13 protein-coding genes are annotated in these 15,722 nt (G+C 70.6%); 7 read left to right on the top strand and 6 right to left on the bottom strand.

Features of this window, described 5'->3' with window-relative positions; all coding sequences use genetic code 11:
* Positions 1-65: 65 nt before the first annotated feature.
* Complete coding sequence (locus ABZ924_RS19985) at positions 66-1,469, bottom strand: hypothetical protein (RefSeq protein ID WP_361911161.1); 1,404 nt, start codon at positions 1,467-1,469, stop codon at positions 66-68.
* Positions 1,470-2,077: 608 nt separating this feature from the next.
* On the opposite strand from ABZ924_RS19985, the gene ABZ924_RS19990 reads away from it, so the two are divergent.
* The gene (locus ABZ924_RS19990; RefSeq protein WP_361911164.1) at positions 2,078-2,464 is read left to right on the top strand and encodes a hypothetical protein; all 387 of its coding nucleotides are present in this window, start codon (positions 2,078-2,080) and stop codon (positions 2,462-2,464) included.
* A 283-nt stretch (positions 2,465-2,747) separates the two neighbouring features.
* Positions 2,748-3,725, top strand: coding sequence for an L-threonylcarbamoyladenylate synthase (locus tag ABZ924_RS19995; RefSeq protein ID WP_361911167.1), 978 nt, complete (start codon positions 2,748-2,750; stop codon positions 3,723-3,725).
* Positions 3,726-3,935: 210 nt separating this feature from the next.
* Here ABZ924_RS19995 and ABZ924_RS20000 read toward each other — a convergent pair whose 3' ends face one another.
* On the bottom strand, positions 3,936-4,577 hold the full coding sequence (locus ABZ924_RS20000) for a carbonic anhydrase (protein WP_361911170.1): 642 nt from the start codon (positions 4,575-4,577) through the stop codon (positions 3,936-3,938).
* Between the two features lie 135 nt (positions 4,578-4,712).
* Between ABZ924_RS20000 and ABZ924_RS20005 the strand changes: the two genes are divergently transcribed.
* Positions 4,713-7,658, top strand: a complete 2,946-nt coding sequence (locus ABZ924_RS20005) for a tetratricopeptide repeat protein (protein ID WP_361911173.1) — start codon at positions 4,713-4,715, stop codon at positions 7,656-7,658.
* Positions 7,659-8,092: 434 nt separating this feature from the next.
* Positions 8,093-8,731, top strand: coding sequence for a hypothetical protein (locus ABZ924_RS20010; RefSeq protein ID WP_361911176.1), 639 nt, complete (start codon positions 8,093-8,095; stop codon positions 8,729-8,731).
* A 150-nt stretch (positions 8,732-8,881) separates the two neighbouring features.
* On the opposite strand, the gene ABZ924_RS20015 is transcribed toward ABZ924_RS20010, so the two are convergent.
* The 4 genes from ABZ924_RS20015 to ABZ924_RS20030 all read right to left on the bottom strand — a co-directional run bounded on the left by ABZ924_RS20015 (position 8,882) and on the right by ABZ924_RS20030 (position 12,823).
* On the bottom strand, positions 8,882-10,300 hold the full coding sequence (locus ABZ924_RS20015) for a DUF1266 domain-containing protein (protein WP_361911179.1): 1,419 nt from the start codon (positions 10,298-10,300) through the stop codon (positions 8,882-8,884).
* Between the two features lie 120 nt (positions 10,301-10,420).
* A complete protein-coding gene (locus ABZ924_RS20020) occupies positions 10,421-11,110 on the bottom strand; it encodes an SMI1/KNR4 family protein (RefSeq protein WP_361911182.1) in 690 nt (229 codons plus the stop codon).
* A gap of 202 nt (positions 11,111-11,312) precedes the next feature.
* Positions 11,313-11,960, bottom strand: a complete 648-nt coding sequence (locus tag ABZ924_RS20025; RefSeq protein WP_361911185.1) for an NAD(P)-binding domain-containing protein — start codon at positions 11,958-11,960, stop codon at positions 11,313-11,315.
* Between the two features lie 50 nt (positions 11,961-12,010).
* Positions 12,011-12,823: an inositol monophosphatase gene (locus tag ABZ924_RS20030; RefSeq protein WP_361911187.1), complete on the bottom strand. Its 813-nt coding sequence runs from the start codon at positions 12,821-12,823 to the stop codon at positions 12,011-12,013.
* Positions 12,824-12,943: 120 nt separating this feature from the next.
* Here ABZ924_RS20030 and ABZ924_RS20035 point away from each other — a divergent pair, with 120 nt between their 5' ends.
* The 3 genes from ABZ924_RS20035 (at position 12,944) to ABZ924_RS20045 (ending at position 15,712) form a co-directional block, all read left to right on the top strand.
* A complete protein-coding gene (locus ABZ924_RS20035) occupies positions 12,944-13,888 on the top strand; it encodes a LysR family transcriptional regulator (RefSeq protein WP_361911190.1) in 945 nt (314 codons plus the stop codon).
* A gap of 146 nt (positions 13,889-14,034) precedes the next feature.
* A complete protein-coding gene (locus ABZ924_RS20040) occupies positions 14,035-14,718 on the top strand; it encodes a hemerythrin domain-containing protein (protein ID WP_361911192.1) in 684 nt (227 codons plus the stop codon).
* An 82-nt stretch (positions 14,719-14,800) separates the two neighbouring features.
* Positions 14,801-15,712: a TIGR03619 family F420-dependent LLM class oxidoreductase gene (locus ABZ924_RS20045; RefSeq protein ID WP_361911195.1), complete on the top strand. Its 912-nt coding sequence runs from the start codon at positions 14,801-14,803 to the stop codon at positions 15,710-15,712.
* Positions 15,713-15,722 lie beyond the last annotated feature (10 nt).

The following is a 15,722-nucleotide window of genomic DNA, read 5'->3' on the forward strand; positions in this document are numbered from 1 at the left end:
GGCACCGTACCGGCCCGGTCCGTCCTGCCGGTTCGGTCCGCGCCCGCCCCAAGGTGGAGCGCAGGCTAGGGGCGGGCCAGGATGTCGGTCACCCGGTGCGCGTAGATCACCCGGCCGCAGGGGGAGCCGGCGTCCGTGCAGGTCGGGTCCGTGGTGTCCATGCGGTGTTCGGTCAGCGACCACAGGTACTGCGTGCCGCCGCCCGGCACGCTCTGCCCGTGCTCGAAGGACAGGTCCTCGGGGCCGACCGCATTGGTGATGTTGGCTCCGTAGTCCACCAGCCGGCCGCCGGAGACGGTCGCCCGGCGCAGGCTGCCGCTGTGGGTGGTCCAGCTGCGGTTGAAGTAGTACATGCCGTCGTAGCGTGCTGCGCCCTGGGTGAGGTCGCGGGGCAGGTAGAACGCGCCCGTCGCGGCGACCACGCCGTTGGCCGACTTCAGGAGGCCGGTGGCGTCATCGATGGGCAGGGTGCCGACCCGGCCCTTCTCGGGGTGCGTGTCGTCGGAGTCGCAGTACTCGCCCATGATCAGGGCCGGAGTGGTGGTGGCGCTACGGTCGACGGAGATGTACGACGCCTTCGGCGCTCCGGTGGCCGCGCAGGTCGCCGCGGAGGTGTTGCCCTGGGCGCTGACGAACTTGTACGAGGCCACCTGCGGCATCACGTACCGGTACGTGTAGCCGTAGTAGACGTTGTTCTGTCGGCCGATCTGCGTGTCGTCCCGGACGTTGCTCTTCAGGCCGTCCAGCGTGGTGTCGTCCACCGAGGCGTTCTGGTCCGGGTTGAGGTCCAGGATGGAACGCATGTCGAACACGCGCAGGCCGTTCAGGGTATCCGCGACGTAGAGGTAGTACTTGTACCAGGCGATGCCACCCGCGTGGATGTCGACCGCTTTGTAGGAGACGTGGTTGTAGCTGTTGTAGTACGGCTCCACCAGCAGGACGTGGCGGTAGCGCCGACCGTCGGGGTCGCCCGGTATCGCGGTCTGCGGGTCGAGGAACGACAGCCGCACGCCCTTGCCGCCGGCCTTGTCGTACCAGGCGGTGACCAGTGGCTTGCGCGAGCCCCACAGCTCGTCGGTCTGGGCGTCCGAGACACCGGTCATACCCTGGGGGATCCATTCGTCGGTGGCGGAGTCACCGGGATCCCAGCAGAGCTTCTTGGCAGGAGCGAGCACATTGCCGTCGTCGCCCGAGCCGAACGGGTCCGTGGTGCAGGACGCGCCCGTCTTCGCGACCCGGTTGCCCTGGTCCAGGAGGTCCTGAACGCCCTGTGTGGGCAGGGCCGCTTTCAGGTCGGCAACTTGGGCGCTCAGGTCGGGTCCGGACTTGAGGTTGAACGAGGACGCGGTCGCCGGGTCTCCGGGAGCGGCGTGAGCGGGGGAACCGATCAGGGGAACCGCAAGGACCGCCGCCACTGCTGCACTGGCGACCCAAGCGGCGTACCTGCCGCGGGTTTTACGGGGTGGCATCGGTGATTATTCGCCCTTCACTGGGGAGAGAGCGATGATCATACGGATGGCCACCGGGCACCCCTTGCGCAGGGAGAGGCGACCCGCACCCCGGCGGCTCCTCATCAGGAGGCAACGGCGCGCTGGAGGGTGGCCGGCGACAAACCCGTGCGACCGCCGGGTCCTCGTAGGTCAATCCGGCTCGTCGACTCAGCCCGCGCAGGACCTCGGGGCCCACGGGGAGTTCGGGACGCCCCTGTCTCCGCCCCCTGTACCGGCCCAACTGCACAGCAACCCGGACCACCGCGGCCAGGTGCCCCGCCCACCCGGCGGGAGGGTGAACCTGAGCGACGTCAGCATGCCGAAACCGGCATCGCCACCCAGCTCGCTCCGGCCGGTCGTGGTTCTCGTTGCGGGACCGCCCTCCGTGCACCTCAACAATCCTGCGACAGGAGGAGCGCGAACGCGCCCAACAGCGCAGGGAAGATGACCTCCTCCCACGCCAACTGCAGGGCCGGCTGCCCGCTGCCTGGGGCGAAGCGGCCAAGGCGAACGACGAAGAGTCTCGATACCGTACGGGATATCGGGAAAGTGCCCCTTCCTTCAGGCTGTTGTGCTGCCATACCGGGATGGCTGACACACGGTTTCCCCGGCTGGGGTACGGCTCCGAAGCCTGGCTTGCAGCGCGGGACAGGATGGTCGAAATCATCAAGGACTGGGCGGCTGAAGGGCGGACCGGTTACTACAGCACACTGAGTGCGCTGTTGAGGGAATCAAACTTCTCGGTGCCCCCTCGCGGCACGCTGATGAGCCATCTCCTTGAGGCCGCGTGCCGAGTCGAGGCGGACAGAGGGGTCCCGGTGATGCTGACCGCCATCGTGGTGAACAAGCGCACCAGGCGGCCCTCCGACCAGTTCCAGACGCTCGCCGAGAGGGAGCCGTTCCGGCGCGGGGACGTACCGGGCTGGACGTGGGAGGCAGAGAAGGCCGCAGTGTTCGCGCACTACAGTCGGTGACGCCGGCTTGGTTGCCGGTCAAGCCGGCGTCGCGCCGCCGCCCTACGCCGGCCGCCGCGACCTCCTTCGTCCAGTGGCTGACGGCGTGGTGCCGCCGCGCCTGCCTGGACCATGGCCCTGTCGTCAGGTCCGGGCAGAAAGAGCGCCGCTCGCTCCCGGGCGCCCAAAGGCACGGCCGGATGGTTGCGGCAGGCGCTGACCACGGTCTCGGCCCCGTGAAGCGCTGGTGGGCGTTGAGATCGACAAGGGCGTCGCGGCTCTTGAAGCACCCTAGGATGGCCGGGTGACAGCAAGCACCCATGACATCGAGAAGGCGGCCGGCGTGCTGCGCGGTGGCGGGCTCGTGGCCCTCCCGACCGAGACCGTCTACGGACTGGGGGCCAACGCCGAGGACGCCGCTGCCGTCTCACGCATCTTCCAAGTCAAGGAGCGCCCGCCCACCCACCCGCTGATCGTCCACATCGGCAGGGCGGAGGACTTGGAGGACTGGGTCGCGGACGTGCCCCAGGCGGCTCGCCTGCTGGCCGAGCACTTCTGGCCGGGACCCCTCACGCTGGTCCTGCGCCGCGGTCCCCGCGTCCCTCTCGAGGCGACCGGTGGCCTGGAGACGGTCGCCGTGCGCGTGCCCGACCATCCCGTCGCACTCGCACTGCTGACTGCCTTCGGCGGCGGCGTCACGGCCCCCTCCGCGAACCGCTTCGGCTCCGTCAGCCCCACGACCGCAAACGACGTCCTCGCCGAGCTCGGCGACGCCGTCGACTTCGTACTGGACGGCGGCCCCTGCGAGGTCGGCGTCGAGTCCACCATCGTCGACGCCACCGGCGGCATCCCGACCATCCTGCGCCCCGGCGGGGTGACCCGCGAGGACCTCGAAGCGGTGCTGGGATACCCGCCGGCAGTCCCCTCGACCAGCTCCATCCGCGTACCGGGCCAGCATCCGTCCCACTACGCACCGCGTGCGCGGGTCGTCCTCGTCGAGCCCGAGCAAGTCGTCGCCGAAGCAGAACTCGCTCAGGAGCTGGGCCACCAGGTGGGCGTCTTTCTGCCTGCCTCCTTCGCCGACGCCCCGGTGAAGGCACACTCCGTGGTGGCGGTCCCGCCCACCATGGCCGCCTACGCGCGCGGGCTGTACGGGTTCCTGCGCGAGCTCGACCGGCAGGGCTGCGACCTCATCGTCGCTTCCTTGCCGGCGGAAGAGGGGCTGGGGCTGGCGATCGCCAACCGGCTCCGCCGCGCCGCAGGACCCCGCACCACTGCGTGACGGTGCCGGCGCCGTATCCCTGCTCCAGGCGGGGCCGGGCCGGATCAGGACGGACTTGCCTGAACGCCGGCCGCCCTGGCAGACCGGACACGGCTGCCGCCTCCGGGCGTCGATGACGAGCGATCCATGTCTGCGGGCCGGCCCTGTACCCCGCGCCAGGTCGGGGCAGGGTACGGGGCTGGGTGCGCGGTTTCTCCCTGAATGGGGCGGTCAGGACGCCGTGGTAACCGCCGCATCGAAGCCGCGGCTGGCGACCAGCTGTGCAGTGCCGTCCGCCAGCCGGTAGGAGAGCCCCACCACGCCGAGGCGGCCGGCGGCCACCCGCTCGGCCAGGACGCGGGAGCGCTCGAGCAGCAGGTCCACGGTGTTCTCGATGTGCTCGGCCAGGATCTCCTCGGCCGTCTCGCGTCCGGCGGCGCGGGCCGCCAGCACGCTCGGCGTCACTCGTTCGACAACGTCCCGGACGAAGCCGCCCGGCGTCCGCCCGTCCTTGAGGGCGGAGCAAGCCGCGGCGACGGCGCCGCACGAGTCGTGGCCGAGGACGACGACCAACGGCGCGTTGAGGACGCTCACGCCGAACTCGATGGAGCCGAGTACTTCCGTACCGGCGACATGTCCGGCGGTACGCACCACGAACAGATCTCCGAGGCCGCGGTCGAAGATTATTTCGGCGGCCAGCCGGGAGTCGGAGCACCCGAACAGCACCGCGAAGGGCTGCTGGGACGGCGCGGTCTCGGCGCGGCGGACCGCGTCCTGGTTCGGGTGTTCGGGGGTTCCTGAGACGAAGCGCTGGTTACCGGCCAGCAGCAGCTCGTAGGCGTCACGGGGTGTCGGGTTCTGAATCTCGGCCATGCCCGCAGCCTACGATCCGACACCAGCAGTCACACCACCCGCCCTGTGGGCTCCACGCGCCCTGTTCCCCGCGGCGCGCGGGCCCATTCCCGTGCCGACCCGCCCTCGGCATACTGGCCACCGGGGGTGGGGCGTATGGCCGAGCAGAGTCCGTCGCGCCGCGAAGTGATCCGTCGGCGGCGGAGCAGCGGCTTCGTGGGGCGGCGGAGCGAGCTGAATGTGTTCAGGGACAACCTGGCCCGCAAGCCCGGTGACCCCGACTACCAGTTCCTCTTCCATGTGCACGGCAACGCAGGCGTGGGCAAGACCTGGCTGGTGCGCCAGTGGGAGGATGCCGCGGCGGAGGCGGGCGCGGCGACCGCGTACCTCGACGACAGTGTGCACAGCCCGCTGGGCGCGATGGAGACGATCAGTGCGCAGCTGGCCCGGCAGGGCCTGGAGCTGAAGCGGTTCGACAGGCTGCTGGGCAGGTTCCGGCAGAACGCCCACGAGGCGCAGATCGCGCTCGCCGCCGAACAGGCGGCACCCAGGGACGGTGCGGGCGGTGAGGCTCCGCAGGCCTCGGGGTCCAGCACGCTGCTCGCACAGGCGGGCCTGGCCGGCCTCGGGATGATTCCGGTGGTGGGAGCCCTGGCGGACGCGATCGATCCGGCGCCGGTGGCACAGGCCGCCGACCGGATGAGAGCGGCCGTCGGGGCGCGGATGAGATCCCACGAGGACGTCCGGCTCGTCCTCGACCCGGTGGGACACCTGACCCCGGTGTTCCTGGAGGATCTGGCCGGGGTGGCCTCGGGCCGGCCGTGGACGGTCTTGATCTTCGATGTGTACGAACGCTCCGGGCCGGCCCTGGACGACTGGCTGTGTGCCATCGCGGCTGCCGAGTCGACCGTGGAGCTGCCGCTGAACGTGCAGATCGTGGTATCCGGGCAGGGACCGCTCACGCCGTTGTGCTGGGAAGCGGCGCGCGACCTGACGGTGGAGGTGCCTCTGGACGTGTTCACCGAGGCGGAGGCGAGGACCCTGCTCGCACACCAGGGCATCTCCGACGAGCTGGTCGTGGAGGTGATCCTGCGGCTTTCGGGCAGACTGCCGGTTCTGGTCCACATGCTGGCCCAGAGCCGCCCCCACTCGGCCGGGGACGTGGACGACCCGTCGGGAACGGCGGTGGGACGGTTCTTGAAATGGGAGCGGGAACCCGCGCGCCGGGCGGCGGCGAGCCTGTGCGCCCTGCCCCTCCAGTTCGACGAGGACGTCTACCGCAGGATCGTGCCGGACGAGTCGGCGGCCCCGTACCACTGGATTCGTAGCCTGGCCTTCGTCAGCGATCGCAACGGCCAGTGCCAGTACCACCACGTGGTCCGCGCGTCCATGCTCCGCCTGCAGCGGTCCCGGTCACCCGCCCGCTGGCGCGCCGCGCACGAGGCGCTCCAGGAGATCCACCGTGAACGCCGGAAGGCACGGGAGACCGCGTCCTTCGACGGCGACCACTGGGAGGACACGGAGTGGCGGACCCACCGCCTCAACGAGACCTACCACCGCCTGTGCGCCGATCCGCAGCGCGCACTGCCCGGCGCGCTCCTGGAGACCGCACAGAGCTGCGAGCTGAGAGACGGCTCGGTGCGCCGCTGGGCCCAGATGATCCTGCAGGCGGGCCAGGACACCGACGACGTCCGGCTGACGGAATGGGGCCGCCGTCTGACCGAAGCCTCCGGCGAGGCGCACACAGTGGACGCCGTCCCCGTCCTCGACGCCCTCCTCGGCCACCCGGGCCTGACGACCGGTGGTGAAGCAAGCACCCGTGCCGTCCGGGGCCAGGCACATCTGGAGGCGCACCGCCCTGAGCAAGCACTCGCCGACTTCACCGCCGCGCTCACCCTGGAACCGCAACGGAGCAGCTTCTTCATCGATCGGGCCTTCACTCACATCCGGCTCGACCGCCACGACGAGGCACTCGGAGACATGGACCGAGCCGTCCGGCTCGATCCGGATTCGCCCAGGGTGTATCTGTGCCGGGGATACGCACGGCGGTGGGCGGGCGATACCGGGGGCGCGGTCGAGGACTTCACCACCGTCATCGGGCTCGATCCCGAAAACGACGTGGCATGGGCCATGCGGGGCAGCCTCCTCCGCCTGAACGAGCGGTACGAAGAGGCGCTCGCCGACCTGGACCGGGCGCTCGCGCTCGACCCCCGGTACGGCTGGGCGTACCACGAGCGGTCCCGCTGTTTGCGCATGCTGGAGCGTTGGGACGAGACGATCCGCGACCTCCGCCGGTACGTCGAGGTGGTTCCGGACGATGTATGGGGACGCGTCGGGCTCGCTGACACCCTGCTGGCCACCGGACGCTACGCCCAGGCGCTCGAGGAGATCGACTCCGCGCTGGCCGCCGCGGGCGAGGACCGAGCCGACGACGCGGCATGGCCCCATGTCATCCGGGCCTGGGCCCTGCACTGTCTCGGGCAGGACACGGAGGCCCTGGAAGCTCTGGATCGCGCCGAAACCCGGGACGACCCGAGTGCGGAGATCTTCGCCCAGAGGGGTTGGCTCCTGTGGGAAGCGGGCCGCCTGGACGAAGCGGAAGCAGCATTCAACCGGGCCCTCTCGAGCAGCCCGAGCTACCCGTGGAGCCTGGCCGGCCGCGGAGTGGTCCAGTTGTACGGGCGTCGGTACGAGGAAGCCACCGACTCGCTGGCCAAGGCGTTCGCGATCCAGTTCGGCCTCTCCGAAAGCGATGCAGAGATCGACCTTGCCCGGCCGGCGGTCGCCCTGCTCCAGGACCATCTCGCGGCCAACCGGGAGGCCATCACGGCGGCGGTACGGCTCATCGCCCAACTGGCCTGGCAGCAGCAGTGGCCCGGCCTCACACGGCAGATCGCCTCCGTGCTCGCCCTGCGTCCCAGCCCGCGCCTGCTCTTCGGTGGAGTCCGACTCCTGCGCCGGATCGTCACGGTCCTGAACGCCCGGCCCGAGCAGGGCGACTCGCGCCGGATCGCTTGGTCGCTGCGGTTCCTCGGACCCGTCCAGCGGATCCTGGACCGCCTGCCGGAGGCGAGGAGGCAGACGCAGGGCGGGGATGAATAGGCCGGCCGCGGCTGCACGGGGTGTCCTCGGCAGCCGGTCGGCTCGGGTGGGACGGGGCGGCAGGTGGAAGATCGACGCCCGCACCGCCCGTTCTGCCACTGGGCCAGGCGGGAGTCCATCACGACCAGCGGAACAGCCGACGCAGCCTCATGTGTTCGTTCGTAGATCGCGGCCCCCGTACGCCTGGACAGGACCTGCTGTCGGCGGCGGCGCCCGCGGGAGCCTTGCTCGCCAGGGCCGGCTGCCGGCACCGGCGTCGAAGGCGACATACTCTGGCCCCACACCGAGCTGGATCGTGCTGCTGCCCCGTTCGCCGCCGCCCTCGACCAGTCCGAGCAGCAGGGGGCGTTCGTCGGGGATCGCCACCAGCACTGACGGTCGGCTACTCGTCAGGGCCACGTGTGTGTTCCGCCCCGCCAGAAGAAGGAGTCTGCGTGATAAGTCGTACCGTCCCGGTTGCCGGCCTTGCCGCCGCGGCCTGTCTGTTCGCGCTTGCCGGTTGCGGCACCACCCGGGCGGGGGCTGATACCGGCGTCGGCGCGTCGGCGTCCGCCTCCGCTCCCGCCACGCCCGACGGGGTGAAGTCAGCGGAGCGCGCGGCCGCAACGGAACGGCAGCAGCACGAGAAGCAGTTCCCCGAGATCGCCGCCCACTGCGCGGACACTGCCTCTGCCGCACCGAGTAGCGGGCCGAGTCCGTCGCAGGATCCCCAGGCGGACAAGTATGCCGAGAACCACGCCTACAAGATCAAAGGCAGGCTGAGCGCCCGGGCCGAGTGTGAGGGGCGGGCACACGCCGCCCGAATCACCCAAGCCTTCACCCTGGCCGGCAAAACCGCGCCCACGACCGGCCCCGCGCTGAAGAGGGCCTTGGAGGAGCTCGGCTATCCGACCACGGAGGCCGATATCAACGATCCGGGTCTCATCCTGGAGTTCGCCTTCATGGTCAAGGGCACCGGCGCCTGCGTCAGCGGCACCCTGGCCATCCCCGGGCAGCCCGGCACGAAGACTCGAGTCGAGGCACACGGCCCGTACATGGAGGGCGGCTGCGTCGAGCCGCGCGGCGGCCACTGACTCGCGCCCTGGCCACGGATGCCCCAAGAATGACCCAGCAGGTCCGCAAGTACCTGCTCGCAGCCCCGGCGATAAGGGCTGCCCACCAGGGATCCCATCGTCCAGTTGCCGATGCCCCTGGGCGGGCGGTTGGATGGACTGCGTCCACACTTACACCCAGGGCAGGGTGTGCCAGGGGCTGGCGGGGTCGGTGGTCAGGACTCGGTGGGTGGCGAGCACCGTCTCATAGCACTCGCCGCACTCCTCCTCGTCGAAGTGGAGGCAGCGGCCGAGGACGTACGCAGCGGAGAAGTCTTCCCACGAGCGGTAGTTGGCCTGGACGAGGCGTCCGGCGCGGACCACCGCCGCTTCCGCCTCCGCCGGCGTGCACAGGCGGGCGGCGAGGCCCCAGCGGGCCATGCCGGAGGCACGGCCGTAGTCCCACGCCTCGACGCTGCGGACGTAGCCGCCCTCGGGCAGCAGCCCGTCGGCCCGGAAGCGTGCCTCAGAGCGGGTGATGCGGCCGATCAGCCGCTGCACGCCCGCCGGCTGGCCCTCCAGCTCGGACGGGAAAACCGGCCTGCCCTGGGTGACGCCGTCCGGGGTCAGCCGGGGCTGCACAGCCGCCTCGGCCCGGCGGCGCACCACGTTCTCGGCGGCCCGGCGCCAGTGGTCGGCCTCGACGGGGCCGGCGAACTCCAGGGCCATCCCGCGGCGCAGTTGCAGGACGAACTCCCAGACCGAGCTGACCATGTCGGCTGCGAGCAGTCTGTGCTGGCTTTCCTGCCACTGCTGGCGGGTGGTGACGCCCCACCACCGCTCCAGGGTCCGTTTCTCATTGCTGTAGCCGCAGCCGTGGTAGGCCATAAAGTTCCAGAACTGGCCGTTGGCCACGGCGATGTGGGCGCCGGCCGCCAGGCCGAACGCGACCTGGCCCGAGAGGGGACCGCCCCGCTCCAGCGTGTGGATGGCGTCCGGGGCCGGCCCGTGGCTCTCCACCGCGGCGTAGTGCTGCTGCCACAGCTGCCGGCCCTCCGGCCCGGCAGGCAGGACGCCCTCGCAGGGGCTGCCAGGGTTGACGACGAGGTACGGGGGGTCGTGATGCTCCCACACCCGGGCGAACCAGCCCAGGGTGTAGCCGTTGTAGACCGGGTCGGGCTGCGGCTCGGGCAGCATGCCGGCCGTGTAGACGGCCAGGCACATGGTCTGGGTCCGGGGGTTCCAGTACGGGTGGAAGCGGCTATGGCCGGAGCTCGTGTCGATGTAAGCCCGGGACTGCATCATGTAGAGATCCGCATGGGCGACGACACCGTAGTACGCGGGCCAATCCCCGCGCGCCTTCGCCTCGTACAGCCCCCGTTCGATCGCTCTCGGCGCATCCCAGCCCTGCACGCCCTGCCAGGCCGGCAGGGCTCCTCCCGGCAGCGTCCGTGCGCGCAGCTCCGCCGCGGAGGCCGCTGGGTCGGAAACGTCATCGTACGGTTCCTCGCCCGGCAGATACGGGGCCGGTGCGCAGGAGAGGGCCAGGGCATCCAGCGCGGCGCCGTCCTCCAACAGGTCGCCGGGGGCTTCCATGGCAAGGACGTTCACCTGGACAGGACGGCGTCTCGTCCATGGGCGAACCGTTCTCGGTGCCCAGCGGGGGTCAGCTCACTACGTCAGAGTGCTCATCGTCTCGGTTGCCGGACCGCACGATCCCGGAGCCGTTGCTCACAATGATGCTTCGTAAGCCTCACGGAGGGGGCCAGGGATACGCCCGCGGTCGTTTACGAGATAGCCGTTCGCACGTGCCCAGAGGCGTATGGGCTCGTCCTCAGAACGAGGATCGAGCCCGCGGGCCCCCCAGTCACCCGAGGAAGCTCCTTCCAGCTGGTCTGCTACGTCCTGGAAGAAGGCGAACAATGACGGGTATTCGTCATCCTCGGGGGAGGAGCCCTCGGTCCAGAACCCCACGGTGCCGGTGCGGGTGTTCAGGAACTTCCCGGAGAAGCCGTCCCTCTCCGCGGTGATCGGCACCCACTCCCTGCGCCAGGACGGGTGCTCGGGGTCTCCAGACGGTTCCATCTCCTCCATGCCGATCTTGTGGAGGTAGACGCGTTCAATATCTGTGAGCCCAAGGAGGAGTCCACCATTGGCCATGACTCCCGGGCACCCCAGCGTCACCAGACACGACGTCATAACGGGTTGCCTGCCGGCATCGATGTCGTTCGCCAGAAGCCACTGCCGAATCTCTCCTGGCAATTTCAGGCCCATACGCAGTTCCGTTTCGCTGATGGCCACGGGGCTTCCCGGACCGCCGAGGGCAGCGAACACGGCGGGGGCATGATGTTCAAGCCACGCGGTTACCCGGCCCCACGCCTCCCGCGTGTCTCCGTCTTTGGGCCTCAGCGTCTCGCTCACTGGCGATGTCCGGTTCTGTCGGACACAGACAGCCGCGGAACACACCCACCTGCGCTGCCGGCCGCCCGAGAGTGCTGGCCGATCGCCCAGGCTGTGGAGTCGTCGTACGTCAACGAAAGCGGCGAATGCTGATCCATAGGCAGACCGTACCTGGGACCACTGACAACGCTGCTTGGCTCGGCCTGGACCCGGTCTTGCCGGTTCAGCGGGCGAGGGAGACGGCGAAGGGCTCAAAGCCGTGTCGGCGCATGATGTGGGGCACGACCAGGATCATGGCCTCGGTGGCGCGGGCTGTGGTGATGTCGCCGAGGTTCTCGATCCATGCGGGCTGCCAGCCCAGGTCGCGGAGCAGGCCGGTGACGGTCTTCTTCGCGTGTTCGTCGTTGCCCGAGAGATAGGCGGTCGGTGGGGTGGCCAGGATTTCGGGAGCGGTCATGACCATGAACAGCATGGTGTTGAGGGTCTTGACCACATGGGTGTCGGGGAGGGCGGCCTGGAGCTTCTCGGCGAGGCTGCTGCCGGGATAGCACAGGTCGCCGGGCAGGCCGTCGGCGGCGTCGAGGGTGGCGTTGGAGACATCGATGAGGATCTTGCCGGCGAGTTCGGTGCGCAGGCCGTCCAGGCGGTCGAGGGCACTGTCGCCGGGCGTCGCGTTGATCACGATCTCCGCGGTGCGGGCGGCGGTGCGCTGGTCGGCGTAGGAGATGCGGGGGACTGTGCCTTCGTCAGCCGCTGTGGTGTCTTCCGTAGGGCTCCGGCGGCCGAGGATGACGTCGTGTCCGGCTTCGGAGAGCTTGCCGGCGAGGTTGGTGCCGACGCGGCCGGCGCCCAGGATGCCGATGCTTGCCATGCGGTGATGCTCCTTGCGGTATCGGGGTGGGGAAGAGCGGAGATGTCCGGTCAGGCGATCGGCGAGAGGACCTTGAGGGCGGCGCCGTGGATTCCGGGGGCGGCCGCCAGGAAGTCGCGGCTGCCGGTGTTCCAGGGTTCGCCCGTCAGGTCTGTGACGGTGCCTCCGGCCTCGGAGACCAGCAAGGCGCCGGCGACCAGGCCGGAGCGGACGTCGGAGAACTGCCAGAACGCGTCCATGCGTCCGGCGGCGACGTGGATGAGCTGCATCGTGGCGGGAACGGACACGCGCACGACCAGGCCGTTGATGAGCATGGCGGTGACCGAGTCACCGATCCGCCGGAAGGTGCGCTCGTCCTCGCCGGGCTTGGCCTGGCCGGTGCCGATGAGCGCGGCGCCCAGGTCGGTCTTGGCGGACACCTTCAGGGGCCGGTCGTTGAGGCGGGCCCCGCCGCCGGCGACGGCGGTGTAGGTGTCGCCGGTCAGCGGCAGGTGGACGACGGTGAGTACCGGCTGGTTGTCGCGGACCAGGGTGGCGGTGACGGCCCAGTCCTCCATGCCGTGGACGTGGTTGATGTTGCCCTCGGCGGGGTCGACGACCCACCACTCCCCTGCCGGGAGCGCGCCGCCGGCCAGCTCGTCCTCGGCCCACTGCGACCCCGGGCGGGACCGCAGCAGCGGCTCCCGCAGCACGTCCAGCACCGCGTCGTCGTTGGCGTGGATCTCGCCGACGACCTCGTCCAGACTCACGCCCCGGGCGTGCGAGGTGTAGCGGTCTCGCAGCGTGGCGCCGGCGGCCTTCACCGCAGCGGCCACGTCGGACAGGAGCGTCGTACCGGCGTCGAAAGGCAGGGCAGTGCTCATGGTGGGCTCCTTGGGATCGATCGGTCGAAGCGGGGTTTTCTACCTCGCCCCCGCACTTCGAAGGTAGGTCGCCTGACCATTAACAACAAGTGCATGCTTGTCACTTGTAGAGTTACTCCCATGCAATTGGATCTGAACCTGCTCACCGCCCTGGACGCCCTGCTGGAAGAGGGCAGTGTCACCGGCGCGGCAGCACGCCTCCACGTCACCGCACCGGCGATGAGCCGCTCCCTGGGCCGCATCCGCAAGGCGACCGGCGACCAGATCCTGGTCCGCACCGGCCGCAGCATGGTCCCCACCACCCGCGCGCTGGCCATGCGCGCCCAGGTCCACGCCCTCGTGCAGCAGGCCCACCAACTTCTCTCCGCGCAGCAGGAACTCGACCTGGCAACCCTGGACCGGGTGTTCACCGTGCGCTGGCACGACGCCCTGACCGCAGCCTGCGGCACCGCCTTGACCACGGCCGTCCACCATCAGGCCCCCGGCGTCCGGCTGCGCCTGTCCGCCGAACCCGCAACCGACGACGCCGAGCTACGCCGGGGTGAGATCGACCTCGAATCAAGCTCCAGCGCTCCGACGCTCCCCGACATAGCCCACCGCCTCGTCGGCAGGGACCGGCTGGTCGTCGCCGTCCGCCCAGGCCACCCGCTCACCGAGGGCCCGCTGAGCCTCAAGCGCTACGCAGCCGCCGAACACCTCACCGTCTCGCGGCGCGGAAGCCTGCGCGACCCGATCGACGACGCCCTGACCACACACGGCCTCGAACGACGCGTCGTCGCCGCCGGACCCACCGCCGCCTTCGCCCTGCAACTCACCCTCGACACCGACCTGGTCGTCACCCTCCCGGACGCGGTCACCCGCACGGCCCGGGAACAGCTCGGCCTGGCCACGCTGCCGCCACCACTCCCGCTGCCCGACGTCCCCCTGTACCTGCTGTGGCACCAGCGCTACGACGACGACCGCGCCCACACCTGGCTGCGAGACCTGGCCACCGAAACCATCCAGGCATTGTTCGCACCACCGACCGCCTCTCAACAGCCCCTCACCAACCGGACCGGGCAGTGACGGAATACGCCCGGGGTAAGGCCGGCGGCAGCTGGGGCCCGGCGTTTGCGGGCGAACTTCAGCGGCCGCCGCCGAGAGCCGGTGTGGAGCCGGCATGGCAAGTGGCGTGCAAGTGCTCGGCAACCGTGCTCCGAAGACTGGGTCACATGACCACGAGCAATGTTTCCGACCCCACCGTCCACCCTTACACCCGCGAGATGGCGATGATCCACCAGGTGTTCCGCCGCGAGTCGCGTCTGCTGGCCGAGCTGGTCCAGGAGGTCCGGCCCTCGGACACCGCACGGGCCCGGATCCTCGCCGAGCACTGGCGGCAGTACACCGTCGGCCTGCACGCCCACCACACCGGCGAGGACGAGATGCTCTGGCCGGTCCTCCTCCCCCACTTGGACCTCGACGCCGAGCAGGTGCTCGCGATGGAGGCTCAGCACCGCGAGCTCACCGAGGGGATGGACGAGGTCCAGGTGCTCATGGACCGCTGGCAGGCGCGGGCTCTGCCGGCGGACCGGGACGAGCTGGCCGAGGCGCTGCGCCGGCACCACCGGCAGCTGTGCGCGCATCTCGACGAGGAGGAGCGGGAGGTCATGCCGCTGGTCGCGCTCCACGTGGGCGAGGAGGACTGGCAGGCGGTCGGGGAGCGGGGGCTGGCCGAGACGCCCAGGGACCGGCTGCTGATCGCGCTGGGAGCCATCCTGGAGGACTGCCCGCCCGAGGAGCGCCGGGAGTTCCTGGCCCGTCTGCCCGTCCCGGCGAGGGTGCTGTGGAAGCTGCTCGGGCAGCGGCAATACCGGCGCGAGACCCGTCGGATCCGCGGCCGGCGCACGGCCACGTGAGCTGCGGTGCCGTCCGGCGCGGCCCGGACGTCCTGTCCCACTTCGCTCCCCGTACCCGTACCGATCGAGGAACCCCGCACCGATGCGCATCGGATTCTCCGTCCCCCAGTTCGGCCCGTTCGCCGATCCCGGCCGCGCCGCCGGCATGTGTACCGCGCTGGAGGCGCTGGGCTGCCACAGCCTTTGGGTGGCCGACCGGCTCCTGGCGCCGCTGACTCCGCCCGAGGGCTACCCGGGCGGGCGGATGCCCGTCCGGTACGGCACCCACCTCGATCCGCTGCTCACGTTGGGCATGGCGGCCGCGGCGACCGAGCGGGTGCGCCTGGGCAGCAGCACGCTCAATGCCCTGTGGCAGCCGCCCCTCGTGCTCGCCCGGGCGCTGACGACCCTCGACCTGATCAGCCGCGGACGTCTGGACGTGGGCCTCGGGCTGGGCTGGATGCGTGAGGAGTACGAGGCCGCCGCGGTCCCGTGGCAGGGGCGTGGCGCCCGGCTGGAGGAGACCCTGGACGTCCTCGAGGCCGTGTGGCGGTCCGGCACGGTCGTCCACACCGGCCCGCTGTGGACGATCCCGCCCTCGACCGTCCTGCCCCAGCCCCACCAGAGCCCGAGGCCTCCGCTCCTGCTGGGCGGGTTCACCCCGTTCGCCCTGGAGCGGGTCGGCCGGCGTGCGGACGGCTGGCTCGCGGCCTCGATGCCGCTGCCGTACCTCGAAGGGCTCTGGGCAGTGGCGCGCGAAGCGGCCGAGCGGGCGGGGCGCGACCCGGCGGCGCTGCGCCGGGTGTTCCGCGTCAACGCCCACGTCACCACGGCCGAAGCGGACCCCGAGGAGACCCACCAGCGGGGAACCGTGCGGCAGATCTGCGACCACCTGCGGACGATGTGCCGGGCTGACACCGACGAGGTGCTGGTGGACCTCCAGCTGACGACGGACTCGCCCGAGGAGTTCCTCGATCTGGCGGCGCAGTTCACGGCCGAGCTGACCGGCGGCTGACCCCGGCGCC

This window comes from Streptomyces sp. NPDC046876, from assembly GCF_040645035.1.
Lineage (GTDB): Bacteria > Actinomycetota > Actinomycetes > Streptomycetales > Streptomycetaceae > Streptomyces.

Coding starts and splice junctions, on each gene's coding strand:
- ABZ924_RS19985 (WP_361911161.1), bottom strand. CDS start 1,469: ATGCCACCCCGTAAAACCCGCGGCAGGTACGCCGCTTGGGTCGCCAGT.
- ABZ924_RS19990 (WP_361911164.1), top strand. CDS start 2,078: ATGGCTGACACACGGTTTCCCCGGCTGGGGTACGGCTCCGAAGCCTGG.
- ABZ924_RS20000 (WP_361911170.1), bottom strand. CDS start 4,577: ATGGCCGAGATTCAGAACCCGACACCCCGTGACGCCTACGAGCTGCTG.
- ABZ924_RS20005 (WP_361911173.1), top strand. CDS start 4,713: ATGGCCGAGCAGAGTCCGTCGCGCCGCGAAGTGATCCGTCGGCGGCGG.
- ABZ924_RS20025 (WP_361911185.1), bottom strand. CDS start 11,960: ATGGCAAGCATCGGCATCCTGGGCGCCGGCCGCGTCGGCACCAACCTC.
- ABZ924_RS20030 (WP_361911187.1), bottom strand. CDS start 12,823: ATGAGCACTGCCCTGCCTTTCGACGCCGGTACGACGCTCCTGTCCGAC.
- ABZ924_RS20035 (WP_361911190.1), top strand. CDS start 12,944: ATGCAATTGGATCTGAACCTGCTCACCGCCCTGGACGCCCTGCTGGAA.
- ABZ924_RS20040 (WP_361911192.1), top strand. CDS start 14,035: ATGACCACGAGCAATGTTTCCGACCCCACCGTCCACCCTTACACCCGC.
- ABZ924_RS20045 (WP_361911195.1), top strand. CDS start 14,801: ATGCGCATCGGATTCTCCGTCCCCCAGTTCGGCCCGTTCGCCGATCCC.